Below are 3,275 nucleotides of genomic sequence, written 5' to 3' on the forward strand. Positions count from 1 at the left end.
AGGCCGGGGGCGCCATTCCCGCTTGCCCGGGCCGGCCGCCGCCCGCCGCCAAAGCAGGCACGACGGAAGGCGCGGATACCGGTGCCGCTGGCCTAACCTGGGACGCGGGGGCGGGCGCCGTCGCCTGTTCCCTCGTCGGCACGGCTCTTGGGCGGGCGGTCTCGGCCGTCTGGCTGCCGGGCTGGGCTGGGGCTCGATCCTTTGCGCCCGCATGGGCCACGACGTTGTGCAGTTCGCCGACGACCGTGTCGATGGCCTCGATGGTGCGGTCTATGGCCCGCTCATGCTGCAGCAACGCGCTCGAAAGCGTCTTGCGGGGCATCTCGGAACCTGGTTTCGGCGATGCCTGCTCGTCCTCATGCAGGGTTGCCTCAAGGTCCTCGGCAAACGTCTCCCAGGACAGGTCGCGATCGTCGGTCATAATTTCCCCCCGGATCCCGGATCAAGCCAAAATCGTTTGCACGCCGTCGGCCTGAACATGGTCGGGCGTCGGGGCGATCGGATGGTCTACCTGCGCGGCATCGTCGGTGAGATCGTCGGCCAGGAAGGCGACCGCCTCGTTCACCAGCGCGTCCGGATTCTGTCCGCCGAGTTCCGGATCGCAGGAGATGATGTCTGCCTGGATCAGGATCTCGTGCGTATAGTGCTCGCCGCCGACATAGGTCTTGTCGGTGCCGTCGACGTCGATGATGCCTGCGAAGTTGGCCACCTGGTTGCCGCCGGTGGTGATCGTCCATTCCGCTTCGGGATGGGCGACGAGCTGGTTCATCGCCAGGGCCACCTGGTCGCTGTCGCCCAGCACGTTGGTCTGGGAGACGTATTGCATGTTGATCAGGTCGCCCGAGATGTAGAGAACCCGCAAGTGACCGAGACCGTGGAACGCCGGGTCCTTCAGGATGTCGCCGGGATCGTCATCCTTGCCGGCGGCCATGTCGTGGGCCGCCTTCAGGTAAGACGCGGGCAATGCCTCGAAGTGGTTCTGCCCGCCGACGTTGATGATCGTCGCGTCGTTCCAGAGCAGGTTGCCGGCGCTCGAGTACGAGCCGCCTCCCGACGTCTCGAACCCATCCACGGCGCCGATAAGATCGTTGTCGATCAGCAGGTTGAGCTGATGGATGATGTTGGCGTCATAGATGTTGCCGCCGATGATGATCAGGTCGTAGTAGTGACCCAACTCACTGATCGACATATCGTTTATCGCTGTGTTGTCGCCCGTGCTCACCATGGTCCTGACGCCCGACGAGGACAGGATCGAGGTGTCGTTGTCCATCATGAAGCTGTATTGCTGCAGCCAGCTCATGATGATCAGATCGCCGGTGACTTGCGTCACCACCCAGGCGGCGGGGAAACCGTCCGCCGGGGTCGGCGCTTCGTTGCCGGCCGAGGGGTCGATGTGCTTGAACGCCGCGATGTTGAAGCACGCGTCGGCGGCGTTGTCCAACGTCCAGCCGTTCAGGCTCGGGCCGGCCGCGTCGCTGTCGCAATAGGCGTTGATCTGAATGATGGCATTGATTTCATAGCTGTCTCCGACCGCGGCGACGACGGATGTCGTTGTCCAGTTGTTGGTCAGCACCGCGGAGTTGATCAGCGTGTTGCCGCCGGTGTCCAACTCGACGCAAGGGTTCAGCAAACCGTTGCCCCAGCCCGACATGAAGTCCGAGGAGTCCGGCGGCGTGTTATAATCGTCCTTGTCGGGACCGTCGCTCGCGGCTTCGTTATCCTGCTGCTGTTCCTTGAGGATGTTGAGGTGGTCCTCCGCCTTCGGCGCGTCGGCCTCGTCGACCAGCTGACCGTTGACGTAGATGCCCGCGATCGGCCCCGAGGCCGCGTCCGGGTGCAGCACGAAAACGGTCGCATCTCCGTCGAAACTGTCGGCATAGGCCGCTATCCGCTCGCCGGCGGTGATGACGGTGTTTGCCATCTCCTCGCCGGAGCCAGGCATTGCCAGATCGTCGAGCGGCGATACTTCAGCCGCCTTGTTCATCAGGAAAGCCAGGTGGCTGCCGTCGTCGATCGCCGGCGTGAACGTCAGGCCGTGTCCGCCAGCGCTGACATAGTCGTTATCCGACAGGCGGATTTCCTGGTTGATGTACGCCGCAACCGCGCCTGGAGGTTCGATGTCAGGCAGAACCAGATGGCCGCCCGCTCCCGGCAGATGCGGGATGTGAAACAGGTGGTGGCCAGGGTGCAAAGGGCCGGCGTTCGGAATTTCGGGGGGCGTGTACCAGAAGCTCGAGCCGACCGTGTTCGGCACCAGCTCGGCCTTAAGTCCCATGTACGGAACATGCGGATCGAAATCGTCCAGCGTGTACGGCGCCTTGATGTTGATGTTCGTTTTGGGAAGATCGGGGGTCTCTTCCTTGACGGCGTCGGCGATCTTGAATTCGTCGTAGCTCTTTAGCTGCCGTGCCTCCTCGACCGAGATTTCGAACATTCCGATGAAATGCGAGATAGCCTCGGAGATCTTGTCCAATTGCATCGAATACACGGTAGCCTCCGTATCTTGAGATCATTCGCGCTCGGTCGGGGCGGCATGTCTCCCGGATTGGAAGGACCGCGCGGAAAACTCCGCGCAGTCCCAAGCTGTCTGATTTCCTAAGAAATCAGTCGTGTAGGATCGATCACGTACCGGTGTGGTCGCCGGCGTCCTCGCCAGTCAGCGTGTTGTGGTAGTCGCCGCCAACCACGGTCTGGTCGACCAGGTTTTCCTGCAGGTTGGCGCCCATCACGATCTGCTGGTTGAAAGCGCTGATGTCGATCAGGCCGTCGGCCGACGCATGGCTGGTGCCGGTCACGAAGCCGTCATCGCCATTGTTCGAGCCCCAGGTCCCACCGTCGCCGCCGGCACCACCGTCGCCGGTGTAGGCCGTGCCGCCAGCACCGCCGAGACCGCCGTCGCCGGCGTGGGTGAACCCACCCTTGGCGTCGCCGCCATAGCCATCGGCCCAGGCGCCGCTCAGCGCATGACCGCCGTCACCGCCAAAGGCCGCCGCGAAGCCGCCGAGGCTGTCGCCGCCGGTCGCCGCGCCGCTGGTGGCTTCACCGCCGGTTCCACTTCCGCCAGCTCCGGCACCGCCCGTGCCAGAACCACCCGTACCGCCAGCACCACCGGTGCCCGAGCCTGAACCTGCGCCGTAGCCTGCGCCAAAGCCTGCACCGAGGGCATCGCCGCCGTAGGCTTCGGAGTCGCCGCCGTCGGAATGAGCGTTGCCGCCGTCCGAATTGGCATTGCCGCCGTCAGCGTCGGCACCGCCGCCACCGCCGCCGCCACCGCC

Annotated in this window: 1 protein-coding gene and 2 pseudogenes; all 3 read right to left on the minus strand. The window is 64.3% G+C overall.

Translation table 11 applies throughout. The features are described 5' to 3' along the window. Positions 1-421 (minus strand): annotated as a pseudogene (locus EN738_RS32710) (type I secretion system permease/ATPase); the annotation flags it as partial. A 21-nt stretch (positions 422-442) separates the two neighbouring features. Next, the gene (locus tag EN738_RS32715; RefSeq protein WP_127287171.1) at positions 443-2,488 is read right to left on the minus strand and encodes a type I secretion protein; all 2,046 of its coding nucleotides are present in this window, start codon (positions 2,486-2,488) and stop codon (positions 443-445) included. Between the two features lie 133 nt (positions 2,489-2,621). Beyond that, positions 2,622-3,275: pseudogene (locus EN738_RS35795) on the minus strand (hypothetical protein); the annotation flags it as partial.

The organism is Mesorhizobium sp. M4B.F.Ca.ET.017.02.2.1 (genome assembly GCF_003998955.1).
Classification (GTDB): Bacteria; Pseudomonadota; Alphaproteobacteria; order Rhizobiales; family Rhizobiaceae; genus Mesorhizobium; species Mesorhizobium abyssinicae.